The organism is Flavobacterium sp. RSSB_23, assembly GCF_051547145.1.
Classification (GTDB): domain Bacteria; phylum Bacteroidota; class Bacteroidia; order Flavobacteriales; family Flavobacteriaceae; genus Flavobacterium.
Genome location: NZ_JBPTTO010000068.1, coordinates 1 through 262 on the forward strand (window position 1 = coordinate 1; position 262 = coordinate 262).

The 262-nt window shown below is 44.7% G+C and carries 1 protein-coding gene; it reads left to right on the forward strand.

The window, feature by feature from the left end; translation table 11 throughout:
- On the forward strand, nt 1-262 hold a 262-nt coding region (locus ACSVH9_RS16405), incomplete at both ends, for a hypothetical protein (protein WP_438064642.1).

Consider the following 262-nt stretch of genomic DNA (forward strand, 5'->3'; position numbering starts at 1 on the left):
GAATACTGTTGTAGGCACCACCGCTTCTGTATCTAATTTACCTGCTGGAACCTATACTGTAACTGTATCTGATTCTTGTTCTTCTGAATCCAATTCAGTAACTGTTGGGCAACCTGAAGCGGCATTGGCTTTGGGTGCTTCATCTAAAACCGATGCTTCTTGCTTTGGTGCTAGCACGGGTTCTGTAACTGCAGGAGCTGTAACTGGAGCTGTGGGAACGGTAACTTATTCTTGGAAAAATGCTTCGAATACTGTAGTGGGT